Source organism: Promicromonospora sp. NPDC057138 (genome assembly GCF_042670845.1).
Lineage (GTDB): Bacteria > Actinomycetota > Actinomycetes > Actinomycetales > Cellulomonadaceae > Promicromonospora.
Window position 1 is genome coordinate 42,746 of sequence record NZ_JBHUUX010000018.1, and the last position, 13,344, is coordinate 56,089.

The 13,344-nt window shown below is 71.0% G+C and carries 10 protein-coding genes; 1 reads left to right on the forward strand and 9 read right to left on the reverse strand.

Features of this window, described 5'->3' with window-relative positions; genetic code table 11:
* Positions 1-7: 7 nt before the first annotated feature.
* The gene (locus ACFT2C_RS12785) at positions 8-1,945 is read right to left on the reverse strand and encodes a glycoside hydrolase family 76 protein (RefSeq protein WP_377207436.1); all 1,938 of its coding nucleotides are present in this window, start codon (positions 1,943-1,945) and stop codon (positions 8-10) included.
* A gap of 293 nt (positions 1,946-2,238) precedes the next feature.
* Between ACFT2C_RS12785 and ACFT2C_RS12790 the strand changes: the two genes are divergently transcribed.
* Positions 2,239-4,206 carry an HNH endonuclease gene (locus tag ACFT2C_RS12790; RefSeq protein WP_377207437.1) on the forward strand — a complete coding sequence of 656 codons (1,968 nt, stop codon included), beginning with the start codon at positions 2,239-2,241 and terminating at the stop codon, positions 4,204-4,206.
* Positions 4,207-4,211: 5 nt separating this feature from the next.
* Here ACFT2C_RS12790 and ACFT2C_RS12795 read toward each other — a convergent pair whose 3' ends face one another.
* The 8 genes from ACFT2C_RS12795 to ACFT2C_RS12830 form a co-directional block, all read right to left on the reverse strand.
* The gene (locus ACFT2C_RS12795) at positions 4,212-5,306 is read right to left on the reverse strand and encodes a GntR family transcriptional regulator (RefSeq protein ID WP_377207438.1); all 1,095 of its coding nucleotides are present in this window, start codon (positions 5,304-5,306) and stop codon (positions 4,212-4,214) included.
* A gap of 79 nt (positions 5,307-5,385) precedes the next feature.
* The gene (locus tag ACFT2C_RS12800) at positions 5,386-6,447 is read right to left on the reverse strand and encodes a glycoside hydrolase family 76 protein (protein WP_377207439.1); all 1,062 of its coding nucleotides are present in this window, start codon (positions 6,445-6,447) and stop codon (positions 5,386-5,388) included.
* Between the two features lie 17 nt (positions 6,448-6,464).
* Complete coding sequence (locus ACFT2C_RS12805; protein ID WP_377207440.1) at positions 6,465-7,727, reverse strand: ABC transporter substrate-binding protein; 1,263 nt, start codon at positions 7,725-7,727, stop codon at positions 6,465-6,467.
* Positions 7,728-7,787: 60 nt separating this feature from the next.
* A complete protein-coding gene (locus tag ACFT2C_RS12810) occupies positions 7,788-8,747 on the reverse strand; it encodes a carbohydrate ABC transporter permease (RefSeq protein WP_377207441.1) in 960 nt (319 codons plus the stop codon).
* Positions 8,744-9,631, reverse strand: coding sequence for a carbohydrate ABC transporter permease (locus ACFT2C_RS12815; protein WP_377207442.1), 888 nt, complete (start codon positions 9,629-9,631; stop codon positions 8,744-8,746). Before ACFT2C_RS12815 ends, ACFT2C_RS12810 begins: the two co-directional genes overlap by 4 nt.
* Before the next feature lie 153 nt (positions 9,632-9,784).
* The gene (locus ACFT2C_RS12820) at positions 9,785-10,891 is read right to left on the reverse strand and encodes an NAD(P)-dependent alcohol dehydrogenase (RefSeq protein WP_377207443.1); all 1,107 of its coding nucleotides are present in this window, start codon (positions 10,889-10,891) and stop codon (positions 9,785-9,787) included.
* The gene (locus tag ACFT2C_RS12825; RefSeq protein WP_377207444.1) at positions 10,888-12,384 is read right to left on the reverse strand and encodes an aldehyde dehydrogenase family protein; all 1,497 of its coding nucleotides are present in this window, start codon (positions 12,382-12,384) and stop codon (positions 10,888-10,890) included. The genes ACFT2C_RS12820 and ACFT2C_RS12825 overlap by 4 nt, the downstream gene beginning before the upstream one ends.
* The gene (locus ACFT2C_RS12830; RefSeq protein WP_377207445.1) at positions 12,381-13,337 is read right to left on the reverse strand and encodes an alpha/beta hydrolase; all 957 of its coding nucleotides are present in this window, start codon (positions 13,335-13,337) and stop codon (positions 12,381-12,383) included. The genes ACFT2C_RS12825 and ACFT2C_RS12830 overlap by 4 nt, the downstream gene beginning before the upstream one ends.
* Positions 13,338-13,344: the final 7 nt, after the last annotated feature.

Genomic DNA, 13,344 nt, shown 5'->3' on the forward strand with positions numbered 1-13,344 from the left:
GACGGCGTCAGGACGTCCCGTACCGGGCCGACACGTGATAGACCCCGCCGCCCCAGCCGTCCTTGGGGAACGCGTCGGTCACCCGGATGTAGACCGCCTTGTCCGGCCCGAGGTGGGGCGTCAGGTCGAGGGTGTGGTCGGCCTTGTTCGACCCGTCCCTGATCGGCTGGTCCTCGGCCAGGACCGTGGTCCAGCTCTCGCCGTCGGGCCCGACGTCGACCACGTACTGGTTGTCGATCGTCAGAGTCGCCTCGGCCGAGGTGGCCTCCGCCGGGAACGGGAACTTGTAGATGAAGTGGCTGGTGCCGTCGGCGAACCGGCTCCCGGACTGGCTCAGCCCGGAGCCGCCGGCGTCCCAGAGCCACGCGACCTCCTGCGTCGTCCCGGCATCGAAGTCGACGACGCTCGCCACCTGGACGGTGACCCCGGTGGTGTAGCTGAGCCCCGGCTTGGCGCTCACGCGCACGGTCAGCGGGTAGCTGCCGTCCTCGGCGTCCGCGGGCACCGTGACGCCCAGCGGGACGCTCACCCGTGCCGGCGCGCCGGCGCCCGTCGGCGCCAGATCGACCGTGCTCCTGGCCGGGTCCACGGTCCAGCCGTCCGGGCCGCTGACGCGCACGTCCACCCGCACCGGCCGGTTGTCCGGCGTCGCCGCGACCCGGACCGTGGTCCGGACCTGCGAGGCGGCTCCGGGATTCGGCATCACCACGAGCTGCGCCGGAGACATCGTCGCGGACAGCGACCGCTGCGGCCCGTCCTCCGGCACGGCGGCGATCAGCGCGCTGAGCGCGCTGGCCTGGGTGCGCCAGTCGAAGACGTTGGGGTGCTCCGTCGTCCAGCCGCCCGCCCAGCGCTGGCCCAGCCGCTCGGAGGAGTCGCGGTCGTTCGCCCAGATGGTCTCGGCCTGCCGGTCCACGAACTCCTGGTAGCGCGCCTCGCCGGTGGTGTCGGCCAGGTCCATCAGGTACCGCACGAAGATACCCTTGAACTGCTTCTGGTTGTCGTCGCAGCTCCGGTCCAGCGGGTCGCAGGACTCGGTCAGGACGCCGTCCGTGACCAGCGCGTCGGACTCGAGCGCCGCGTCGGCGAGCCGCTCCGCGGCACCGAGCAGCTCCGGGTCGCCAGTGGCGCGGTACAGCTCCAGCGCAGCGCCGATCCCGAGGCCCTGGTTGTAGCTCCAGACGGTGTCGCCGTTGTTGGCGCAGCTGCCGGTCAGCCCGTCGTTGACCAGCCCCTCGGCGTTGATCAGGCCGCTGGCCGCGTACCAGTCCCAGGCCTCCTGGGACCGGTCCAGCCAGGCGGTGTCACCGGGGATGCGGTTGTGCAGCTCGGCGGTCAGGCGGATCCACTGGCCGTTGGTGACGGCGTTCTTGTACGTCCGCTCCTCGTTCCACCAGATGCCGCCGCCGCAGGTGCTCGGGTCCCAGAACCCGTGCATGAACTCGGCGATGGTGCCCGCCATGTCGAGGTACTTGTGGTCGCCGGTGAGGTCGTAGGCGGTGACCCAGCTCAGGGCCCACCAGCCGGCGTCGTCGATGGCGCGGCTGGTGAAGTTGCCGTAGATCTCGTCGGTGGACCGCTCGCCGGCAGGGAACGGGCCCTTGTTCGTCTCGAAGCTGTGGTCCAGCTCGTCGACGTAGCTCCGGTCGCCGGTGCGCTCCATGTAGTCGCCGATGGTCTGCAGCGCGACGGCGGAGTTCCACCAGCTCGACGGGAACCATGCCTTCTGCTCGTCGTAGGACTCCAGCAGCACCTCGGTGGCGACCCGGGCGCGCGCCACGTCGGTCGAGCCCTGGTCGGACAGACCGTCATCGGTCGAGTACATGCCCGTCAAGCCCGAGACCAGCGAGCTCTCCGGCGGCGGGTCCGCATGTGCGACAGCGGCCGGCTGGAGGCCGGCGACCAGGGCAAGGCTGATCAGGACAGGTCGGATCCGACGCGGCATCAGTTGGCTCCTCCCCCGGGCGCGACGTTGCATCCCGGATTCACCCCAAAACGTACATTAGGAAAGGTCGGAATGCACCCATACACCCGATCGCGCGAAGGGCGGCCGAAGAGCTGACTGACGCACGAAGAGGAGCGCCGACAGGTACCTGCGCAGGTGCCTGGGTAGGTTCCTACGTGGGCGCCACGAGGACGGTGGAGTGTCAGTGGCTGATCGTATGATCGAACAGGCGTCCGCAGTTATGGGACCGTGTGCATAGGCTTATGTTTCGACCTGGAAGGGGGTGTGCCGGCATGGGTGAAGGACAGTGCGACGACGGTGGGGGCGGTACGCTCCCGAACGGCAGGTTGCTGGATGGCGCCCTCGGGGCTGACGGCAGCGACGCCGTGCCCGACGGCGCGTCGTTCGACGACGGGGCGCCCTTCGGCGAGGAGCGGCCCTTGGACGAGGTGCGGCCTTTGGACGACATGCCGCCGTTCGACGACGTGCTGCCTGGCTCGGAGGCCGAAGCGGGGGCAGGTCAGGACTGGCCGCCGGACTGGCCGCCAGATGTCGTGCCGGTCGCGTTCTGGCCGACCGAGACCCTGCGGACGGCGCTCAGGGGTGTGCCGGGCGTACAGCTGGCCCGAGTGGTGGCCGAGGTGGCCGACCCGGAGACCGGTCTGCTGGCCGATCTCCCCGACGATGTCCTGGGCGATCTGGTCACCGCGTCCGGGCGCCTGCAGTCGTGGTCTGCGGGAGTGCGGGCGCGGGTCGTGGCCGAACGCGCGGCTCGGGAGAGCAGCCCGTTGGCACACAGCTCGCTGGTGGGACAGGTGACCGGCGAGCTCGTGGTCACCGAGCCCGAGGGTACGGAGGTCGTCGTCCGCGCCGAGTCCGGGAACCGGCACCCGAGCGTGATCGACGCGCTGGAGACCGGGCGAATCGACGTACGCAAGGCGCACACGCTGCTGCGTTCCGCGTCCCAGTTGACCATTGCCGAGCGGGCCGAGGCGATCCGCCGGTTCCTGCCCGAGGCGCCACGGCGGACGTGGAAGTGGCTGCGGGCCCGGATGCTCGCGTTCGCCAAGGCCCGCCACGGTGCTGCGGACGCGGCCCGGGCCGAGGCTCAGCGGCGCAGCGTGCACCTGGACCGGGCGGAGAACGACATGGGCTGGCTCTCCGCCTACCTGCCTGCGACCGACGCGGCGGCGGTCTGGGGCGTGGTGGACGACATGGCGCACCAGCTGCGACACGCCACCGGCGACGACCGGTCCCTGGGACAGCTCCGCGCCGACTGCCTGACCGGCATCGTGACCGGCCGCCTCCTGCCCGCCGACCGATTCACCGACACCGAGACCGACGCCAACCCAGAGACCGACGCCAACGCAGAGCCCGACAACCACACGGAGACTGGTCCGCGTGCCGTCGGTAGTGGCGCAGGTGCCAGCGGCACATCGTCTGAAGACGGGGTGCCTGACGACGGGGTGCCTGACGGCGCAGAACCCCACGGCGCAGGCAGCACGGTGTGCACGTGTGGCGGCAGGGCACCCTTCCAGCGGGTCGTGCAAGAGGTGGTGCACGAGGTCGTGCAGGTCGTGCGGGTCGCGCCGACCCGACCGGTCGTGCGGGTGACGATCCCGGCCGGCGCCCTCCTCGGGCTGAACGACGCGCCGGGCGACCTGGCGGGGTTCGGCCCCATCCCCGCCGAGACCGCACGGATCATCGCCGAGGACGCGACGTGGCAACGACTGCTCACCGACCCGATCACGGGGATCCTGACCGACTACTCCACCACCACCTACAAGCCCGGCAAGGTCCTCCGTGCGGCCGTAGAAGCCCGGGACGACACCTGCATGTTCCTGACCTGCGATTACCCCGGCGCCCACTGCGACCTGGACCATATCGAGCCGTTCGACCACGAGCACGACACGGACATGGGGAACGCTCTCGGGCAGACCCGCGCGCAGAACCTTCAAACCCTGTGTCGCCGGCATCACTTGCTCAAAACCCACGCCGGCTGGGGCGTGGTCCGCGACCCCCAGACCGGGGTCACGACCTGGACCACGCCCACCGGGCACACCCACACCCGACCGCCCACGGTGCTGGACACGGGCGTCGAGCTCGATCAGATCGACCCCGACACCAGCTATGACCTCACCCTCCGAGCGCTCACCGGCCAACACTTACCCCGCAGCTGCCAGACCACCGAACCCGGAGCCGTACCCGAGACCTCTGACGACCCGAGCACGCCCGCCCGTCCTGACCAGCCGCCCTTCTGAGCAGCTCAGCGGGTCGAGCTGCCCGCCACCAGCTCGGTCGGCAGCGTGACCTTGGTGACCTGCCCGGGTTCGCGGATCTGGGCGAGGACGAGGGCCACCGCCTCGTGGCCCATCCGCGCCTCGTCCTGCCGGATGTGGGTGAACCGGTAGCGGGCGTGGTCGTAGAACGCGTCCGGGTGGTCGAAGCAGACGATGCCGAGGTCGTCCGGCACCGCCCGTCCGGCCCGCTGCGCCGCCTCGCGCAGCAGGACGGCGATGTTGTACTCGGTGGCCACCAGGCCATTCAGGCCGGGGTTGGTGGCGAGGAACTTCTCGAGCTCGGCGATGTCGTCGTCGGGTGCGACGGCGCTCCCGGGGACCGTCGAGCGGACCTGCCGGAACTGGTGTGCCGGGTCGAACGGGACGCGCCGGGTGGCGTGCGCGTCGATGACGCCGTCGAGCCGGTCCTGGACCGTCGACACCGTGCTCGCCGCCGACACGAGTCCCACGTGCTCGTAGCCCGCGGCGAAGAGCACCCCGGCGGCCTGCCGGCCCGCCGAGACGTTGTCGGAGCAGACCGACGACACCGGGACGCCGTCGAACACGCGGTCCAGGATGGCGACTGGGAACGACTGGGTGATCAGCTCCAGGACGGCCGGCGGCACGTACTGCGACGAGCTCGGTTCGAGGATGACCCCCTGGACGCCGTACGCCACGAGCGCCCGCACCAGGTCGCCCTCGGCCTCGCCGTTGCCGAGGCTGCGCTTGACCACGAGGTTCGCGGCTGTGCTCGACGCGTCGAGCAGGCCGGCCAGGACGCGCGTGCCGAACGTGTCGTCGAAGTCCGTCAGGACGCACCCGATCAGCGGGGACGGCCCGCCCGCGGCGCCGGCGGCGTTGGTGGCGGTCTCGCTCACCACGACGGTGCCCAGCCGGGGCCGGCGCGTGATGTAGCCGTCGGCGCGCAGCAGGTCCATCGCGCGCTTGAGCGTGATGGCACTGACCCCCAGCTGCTTGGTCAGCTCGGCCTCGGCGGGCATCCGGTCGCCGACTTGGTACGTGCCGGCGTGGATCGCGTCGCGGAGCTTCTCGTACACCTCGAGGTAGAGCGGCTGGCTCACTGATGCCCCTTCACCGGTTGGTCGTGACCCATGAATCTACAGCGGCCAACCGCGAGAACCGCCCACCGTGACACGCGGGTCACGGCCGCACCTCGATCGAGGCGCGTAGCTCCAGCGCCATGATGGCGCTGAGCTGGGTCGAGTAGAACACGGGCGGCTGGGCGGGGCGGCGCCAGTCGTCGCCCGCCAGCAGGTGCCCGCCGCGCCGGCTCGTCTCCCACAGGCGGTCCGTGCTCGTGCGGACGAAGGCCAGCAGCGGCGCCGCGTCGGGCGACGTCGGGCCGACCGGGTCCAGGAGCGTGCCCAGGTACCGGTAGAGCACGCCCTTGAACAGGCCCTCGTCTCCCCCGCCGCCCTCGCTGCCGACGACGCCGTCGGGCGCGAGCTCGACCAGCGCCGTCGTGGCCGTGCGCAGCGCCCGGCCGATCAGCTCCGGCTCGTGCAGGACCTCCTCCAGCGCGACGGCCGCCCCGACGTAGAGCCCCTGGTTATAGGTGAAGCGCCACTGGGTGTCGACACGGCCGTCGCCCTCGCGGTTGATCCCGTCCTCGACGAACCCGTCGGGGCCCACCAGCGTGGCGGTGATCCAGTCGAAGGCCGCGGTGCCGTACTCCAGATACTTCGGGTCCGGCTCGTGCCGGTGCAGCCTGGCGGACAGGATGGCGAACGGGCCGTTGGCCGGCGTGTTCTTGTAGTACGGCTGCTGCTTGCGCCACGCCACGCTCGCACCGTGGGTCTCGTTCCAGCCGTGCTCGACGACGTGGTCCCAGACGGCGCGGGCGTCGTCCAGCGGCTCCTGTCGCCCTGTGGCACGTGCCAGCCGTTCCAGGGCGAGCGCGTACCAGAGCATGTCGTCGAAGTAGTCGTTGAACAGCGACCCGTCGTTCCGGCGGCGCAGGTTGGCGCTCGTCGCCTCCGCCGCCGTCAGCCACTCCTGGTCCCCGGTGCGTGCGAACGCGTCGAGCCGCACGTCCACGACGTGGGCCAGCCACCAGTAGTTGAACGTCGAGTTGTCCCCGGCCGGGTACGCGTTGGCGAGCAGCTGCGGCTCGGCCGCGCCGAAGAAGTGGTCCAGGCTGGTCTGGGCCAGGTCGGCGCGGGCGGGCCAGGGGTTCGGATCGTCGGGGTTCGGGTCGTTCATCGCTCCGTCGGGCGTCCTCACTGCGCGTTGTCGGCGAGGATCCGGTCGCCCAGCTCCTGGGCCTCCGCCAGCGCCGTCCGCGCGTCGATCTCGCCGCCGAGGAACCGCTCCAGGGCGGGGATGAGCGCCTTGCCCTCGACGTCGGAGGCACCCGGGGTGTTCGACCGCACCTGTGCGTACTCCATGGTCTCGATGAAGGCCTGGTACCGGTCGTCCTTGGTGAAGTACGGGTCGTTGGCGGCCTCCATGTTCGCCGGGATCCAGCCGGAGATCTTCGCGAAGTCGACGCCGTTGGCCGGCTCGGTGGTCCACCACTTCATGAACTCCCATGCGCCGTCGGGATTCTGGGCGCCCTGCGGGATGACCAGGCCGAAGCCGCCCATCCCCGCGCCCTGGTCGCCGTCCGGGCCGACCGGCGGCTGCACGATGCCGTAGTCCACGTCGGCCTCGTCCAGCGCGGTCAGCGCCCACGGCCCGTCGTACTTCAGCGCCAGCTTGCCCTCCGCGAACGAGTCGACGCCCTCGCCGAAGCCGGGCTCGTACACGCCGGCGTCCAGCAGGCCCTTCCAGAACTCGAGCACCTCGAGCCCCTCGGGGCTGTTGAACGCCGTGGCGGTTCCGTCGTCGCTGAACATCTGCCCGCCCGCCTGCTTCAGCCAGATGTTGAACAGGCCCGGGTCGTCCAGCGCGAAGCCGGCGACGCTCAGCTTCCCGCCGTCCCGCTCGGTGGCGGCCTCGGCGGCCGCCTTGAGCCCGGCCCAGTCGGTAGGCGGCTCGACGTCGGCCTCCTTCAGCAGGTCGGCGTTGTAGAAGAGCGACCGGTTGTCGACGAGCAGCGGGAGCCCGTAGGTCTCGCCGCCCACGACGAGCTCGCCCATCGCCTGGTCGTAGAACTGCGCGACGTCGACGCCGTCGGCCTCGATGTACTCGTCGAGCGGTGCCAGCGCGTTCTTCGGGACGTACAGCGGGGTGGCGAACCGGTCCCACAGGACGACGTCGGGCACGCTGCCGGACGCCAGCGCCGTCAGCAGCTTCTCCTCGACGAGCTCCTGGCCCACGTACTCGACCTCGTACTCGTCCTGCGACTCGTTGAAGGCGTCAGCCTGCCTCTGGAGCTGTTTGGCCTGGTCCCCGGACCAGGAACCCCAGAAGGTGACCTGTTCGGGGCCGCTGCCCGCGCCGCCGTCGGACCCGCTCCCGCAGGCGCTCAGGGTGCCGGCCGCGCCCGTGATGACTGCCACCGCGGCGAGTGCCCCGGCGATCCGTGTCGCACGCTTCATGACACTGCTCCTTTGCAGGGTTCGTCTTGCAGGGTTCGTCTGTTGTGCAAGGTGCGCTGTTCATTTCGTTCCCGAGTGGGCAAAGCTCTCGACGATGTAGCGCTGGGCGACGATGAAGACGACCAGGACCGGCAGGCTCGCCAGGATCGTGCCGGCCAGGAGCGGCCCGTACTCCGTCTGGTACTCGTTGACGTAGCTAGCCAGGCCCACCTGGACCGTGAGCGTCTCCGGGTCGTTGAGAGCGATCAGTGGCCACAGGAAGCTGTTCCAGCCGGCCTGGAACGTGAGCACGCCCAGCACGGCGAGGCCTGCCCGGGCCAGCGGCAGGTAGATGTTCCAGAAGATGCGGAACTCGCTCGCGCCGTCGATGCGCGCGGCGTCGCCGAGCTCGTCGGGCAGGGCCTGGAAGAACTGGCGCATGAAGAACACGGCGAACGGCCCGGCGGCGAACGGGATGAGCACCGCGCCGTAGCTGTTGATGAAGCCCGCACCGCCCTCGCCGAACAGGTCGTTCCCGCCGACCAGCGGGAACCGGCGCAGCACGAGGAAGGTGGGGACCATGGTGATGATGCCCGGCACCATCATCGAGCCGAGGAACAGCGAGAAGACGACGCCGCGGCCGCGGAAGCTCAGCTTGGCCAGGGCGTACCCGGCCAGGCCGCCGAAGAACAGGTTGGTGGCCACCCCGCCGAGCGCGATGATCGCCGAGTTGGTCAGGTAGCGCCCGAAGGGTCCGTCCGTGAACAGGGCCACGTAGTTCTCGAGGGTGGGGCTGGCCGGCAGGAGCTGGAGGTAGGAGGAGAGGATCTCGCCCTCTGGCTTGAGGGACGTCGACAGGGTCCAGACCAGCGGCATCACGGTGGTGAGGCTGATCAGCACGACGGCGAGCGCCCACACGGACTTGCCGAGGATCGCGCGGCCGGTCGGCGGGCGCTGGTCCGGCGTCGGCGCCGCGGCGGACACGGAAGCGCGCCCGGTGCGTGCGGGGCTGGTCGGGACGGGGCTCGTCAGGGCGCTCATCGGTCGTTCTCCCGTCCGGTCGCGCGGGCATTGGCCACGGAGAACACGAGGATGACGAGGAACAGCACGAACGAGAGCGCGGACGCGTAGCCCATCTCCAGGCGCCCGAAGCCGCGGTCGTAGATGTAGTAGACGAGCGTCAGCGTGGAGTTCCCCGGTCCGCCCTTGGTGAGCACGTAGGCCTGGTCGAACACCTGGAAGGCGGCGATCAGGAGCAGGGTGAGGATGAGGAACATGGCCCGGGAGATGGCCGGGAGGGTCACGTGCCAGAACACGCGGAAGGCTCCGGCGCCGTCGACGCGGGCGGCGTCGACGAGCTCGCCGGGGACGCCCTGGAGCGCGCCGAGGTAGATGATCATGTTGGCGCCGAAGCCGGCCCAGACGCTCATCATGACGATGGCGATCATCGCCCAGCGCGACTCGTACAGCCAGGCCGGCCCGTCGATGCCGAACCAGCCGAGCACCACGTTGAGCAGGCCGTACTGCGGGTTCAGGAGCCAGAACCAGATGGCGGCGGTGGCCACGGTCGAGGACACGACCGGGATGTAGAACAGGGTGCGGAACACGCGGGACACGCGGGTGCTCCGGTTGAGCAGCAGCGCGGTGCCGAGCGCCACGACGAGCCCGGCGGGCACGTACAGGACGGTGTACAGCGCGGTGTTGCGCACGGCCACCCAGAAGATCGGGTCCCCGGCGATGCGCACGTAGTTCGCCAGGCCCACCCACTCGAAGTCGCCGATGACCGCATAGTCGGTCAGGCTCAGGCCGATCGCCATGATCACCGGCAGCAGCAGGAAGATCGCGAACAGCACCACCGGTACGGCGAGGAAGATCCACGCGCTGATGGTCTGCTGGCGCCGCGTGGCGCTGACGGCGGCACTCACCTGCCGAACCTCGTTGTCCGGAACCTCATCGTCCGCTCCCTCTACGACTGCACGCAGGTCGTGCCGACGCTGGCCCGACCTGCGTGCAGACTAGGAGCCCATTACCACCATGTCAATGTATGGTAATAGGGGTAATAGAGAGAGTGGACGAGATCAGTGGACGATGACCGGCTTCACGGTGGTGCCGTGGTGCATGTCGCCGAAGGCTTCGTCGAGCTCGGACAGCTTGTACTGCTTGATCAGGCGGCCGAGCGGGAGCCGGCCGGCGGCGACGAGGTCGACGAGCTGCGGGATGAGCACCTTCGGGTCGGCGTCGCCCATGGTCACGCCGCTGACCGACTTGCCAGGCAGGATGCCCTGGAAGTCCACGGGGATCTCCGTCCCGGGCGGCGGAGCGCCGCAGGTGACCAGGTGGCCCCGCGCGCCGAGCGCCTCGATCGCGGACCGCGCGACGGCCGGCACCCCCGTGGTGTCGAAGGCGTGGGTCAGGCCCGCGCCGCCGGTGATCTCCGCGATGCGGGCGACGACGTCCTCCTCCCGCCCGTTGATCACGTGGGTGGCCCCGAGCTCGTGCGCGAGCTCGAGACGCTCCGGCACGACGTCGACGGCGACGAGCAGGCCGGGCTCGCGCAGCGCGGCGGCCACCACGCCCGAGAGCCCGACGGCACCCGCCCCGAACACCGCGACCCGCGCACCCGGCTGGACGTCGAGCGCGTTCCACACCGACCCGAAGCCCGTCATCACCCCGCACCCGAGCGGGGCGAGGCTCGCCAGGTCGGCGTCGGCACTCACGACGATGACGTTGCGCTCCTCGGCGATCGCGTGCTGGGCGAACGACGACTGGGCGAAGAAGTGCCCGCCGATCGGCGCGCCGTCGAGCGAGAGGGTCGGCGTCCCGTCCTCGCGTGCCCCGGCGAAGAGGTTCCGGGGCAGCCACGTGGCGCAGTAGGCCGGGTGGCCGTCCAGGCACGCGGGGCAGTCCCCGCAGGACGTGTAGCTCAGCACCACCTGGTCCCCCGGCGCCGCCGTGGTGACCGCCGAGCCCACCCGTTCCACGACTCCCGCGCCCTCGTGGCCGATGACGCCGGGCAGGGGGAACGGGATGCCGCCGGCCCACACGCCCAGGTCGGTGTGACAGACGCCGGTGGCGACCATCCGGACGAGCACCTCGTGCTCACGCAGGTCGGCGAGCTCGACGTCCCGCAGGGTGAACGGCGTCTGGGGCGCGGTCAGGACGGCGGCCCTGGTCGTGGTGCTCATGCCGGGTCCTCTCCGAGGTCGATCACTATCGACTTGGTGCGCTGGTAGGACGCCAGCGACTCGGGGCCGTACTCCCGGCCCCAGCCCGACGCCTTGACCCCGCCGAACGGCACCGCAGGGTCGAGCACGGCCCAGCCGTTGACCCAGCAGATCCCGGCGTCGAGCCGCTTGGCCACGCGGTGGATGCGCGAGATGTCCGAGGACTGGATGCCCGAGGCGAGCCCGTACGCCGTGCCGTTGGCCATCGCGATGGCCTCCTCCTCGGTGTCGAAGGGCTGGACGGTCAGCACCGGCCCGAACACCTCCTCGCGGACGCACACGGCGTCCGACGACAGGCCGGCCAGGACCGTCGGCCGGTAGTAGAACCCGCCGCCGAGGTCCGCCTGCTCGCCGCCGCAGAGCACCTGCGCGCCGTCCCGGCGCGCGGACTCGACCAGGTCCGTGACCTTGTCGAGCTGCTTCTGGCTGGCGAGCGGCCCGACGACGGTGGCGTCGTCCGTGATGTCGCCGAAGGGCACACCGGGGACGGCCTGGGCCAGGATGCCCAGCACCGTGTCGTAGATCGGCCGCTCGACGAGCAGGCGCGGCCCGGCCATGCAGAACTGGCCCGCGTTGAACACGAAGGCGCCGATCACTGTGCCGATCGCCTTGTCGAGGTCGGCGTCGGCGAACAGGATGTTGGCCGCGTTGCCGCCGAGCTCCGCGGTGAACGGCTTGAGGGTGCGCGCGGCGAGCGCCGCGGCGTGGGCCCCCACCTCGGTCGAGCCGGTGAAGGCGACCTTGTCGACCTGCGGGTGGCCGACGAGGTGGTCCCCCAGGCTCGCGCCGGAGCCGGTGACGACGTTGAAGACGCCGTCCGGGACGCCGGCGTCCTTGAGCACCTGGGCCATGAACAGCGCGCTCAGCGGCGTGTCGCCGGCGGGCTTGTGCACGATCGAGTTCCCGGCGATGAGCGCCGGGGCGATCTTGGTCGAGGACAGGATCAGCGGGAAGTTGAAGGGCGTGATCGCCGCGACGACGCCGATCGGCTCCTTGCGGATGTACGCGTGGGCGTTGGCGGGGATCTCCCGCACCGAGCCGTCCAGGTGCTGGCCGAGGCTCGCGGCGTACTCGAACTGCAGGATGGCGTGCTCGACGTCGACGATCCGCGCGAACGTGATCGGCTTGCCGACGTCGTGGCTCTCCAGCTGCGCGAGCTCCTCGCGCCGCTCGCGGAGCAGCTCGACGGCCTTCAGCAGGACGCGCGACCGCTCGCGGCCGCTCAGCCGCGACCAGACGCCGGAGTCGAACGACTCGCGGGCGGCGGCGACTGCCGCGTCGACGTCGGCGGTCGCCGCCCAGGCCACCGAGGAGATGACGCTGCCGGTGGCGGGGCTGATGACGTCGCGGCGTGTGCCGTCGGCCGCCTCGCGCCACTCGCCGCCGATGAACAGCTGCCCGGGCGGGAACTGGACGCTGCCGGTGACAGTGGGGGGATTGTCGGTGATGGTCATGACTGCTCTCTCTTCGTTGAGAAGGTTTCCCGGAGACGCTCGGCGATGAACGCGTAGGTGCGCCGGGCGGTGTCGAGGTCGTTCATGTCGTAGGCGTGGTCCACGCCCGGGATGTCGAGGTGGGCGACCAGGGCGCCCGCGTCGCGCAGGCGCGCCGCGTAGGCCGCTCCGTCGCCGCGGAGCCGGTCCAGCTCGCAGGTCAGGACGACCGCTGGCGCGATGCCGGTGAGGTCGGCGTCGTCGGCGGCGTGTGCCGGGGAGGCGAGGCGGTCCGCGCGCATCGCGGGATCCGGGATGTAGGCGTTGTCGAAGACGTCGCCCATCCACGGCTTGATCAGCGGGTTGGTGCCCGCCGCTGGCTTGTCCCGGGCATGGGTGACCAGGTCCAGCGGCGGGTAGTGGAGCACCTGGAGCGCGACGCGCGGACCGCCCTGCTCCAGCGCCTGGCGCGCGACGGCCGCCGCGAGCGCGCCGCCGGCACTCTGGCCGCCGACCGTGAGCCTCGTCCCGTCCCAGCCGTGGGCGGCTCCCTGTTCCGCTCCATGGTCGGCGACCCACCGCACGACCTCGTACGCCTGGTGGGGCGGTGCGGGGAACCGGTGCTGCGGCGCGACGGCGTAGTCGACGTTGATGACGACGACACCCGCCTCCGCGGCGAGGTACCGGCACAGGGGGTCGTCGGGCTGGAGGTCCCGCATGACGTAGCCGCCGCCGTGGAAGTTGACGTGCACCGGCGGGCTCGTTGCGTCGCCGTCGGACGGGCCGGCGGGCCGGTAGACGAACGCCCGGGCCGGGCCGATCGACGTCGGGACGCTGATCTCCTCGACCTCCGCGCGGTACTCGGGGAACGGCGTCGGCTTGCCGCGTGCGGCCAGCCGCACGCCGACGGCGGACAGCCGCTGCATGCCGAGCGCGACCGCTGAGGCCACCTGCACATTGCTGAGTACGGACATGTTCGCC